Consider the following 404-nt stretch of genomic DNA (forward strand, 5'->3'; position numbering starts at 1 on the left):
TAGAGCACCTGGTTTGGGACCAGGGGGTCGCAGGTTCGAATCCTGTCTTCCCGATTTCTTATGGAGGATTACCCAAGTCTGGCTGAAGGGAACGGTCTTGAAAACCGTCAGGCGGGTCAAACCGCGCAAGAGTTCGAATCTCTTATCCTCCTTTTATTATTATCGCGGGATGGAGCAGTCTGGTAGCTCGTCGGGCTCATAACCCGAAGGTCGTTGGTTCAAATCCAGCTCCCGCAATTAAGAAATTTTGGTCCATTGGAGTAGTGGTTATCTCGCCTCCCTGTCACGGAGGAGATCGTCGGTTCAAATCCGTCATGGACCGTTTGCGCAAGCAAATTAATCTTTTCGCAAATGGCTCGGTAGCTCAGTCGGTAGAGCAATGGATTGAAGCTCCATGTGTCGGC

The 404-nt window shown here is 51.0% G+C and carries 3 tRNA genes; all 3 read left to right on the plus strand.

Annotated elements, in window-relative coordinates:
* The first annotated feature begins 62 nt into the window (after positions 1-62).
* The 3 genes from FC36_RS10305 (at position 63) to FC36_RS10315 (ending at position 322) form a co-directional block, all read left to right on the plus strand.
* Positions 63-152, plus strand: a tRNA-Ser gene (locus FC36_RS10305).
* Positions 153-163: 11 nt separating this feature from the next.
* Positions 164-237, plus strand: a tRNA-Met gene (locus FC36_RS10310).
* A 12-nt stretch (positions 238-249) separates the two neighbouring features.
* Positions 250-322, plus strand: a tRNA-Asp gene (locus FC36_RS10315).
* Positions 323-404: the final 82 nt, after the last annotated feature.

Origin of the sequence: Ligilactobacillus equi DSM 15833 = JCM 10991 (assembly GCF_001435735.1) — a bacterium.
Taxonomy (GTDB): Bacteria; Bacillota; Bacilli; order Lactobacillales; family Lactobacillaceae; genus Ligilactobacillus; species Ligilactobacillus equi.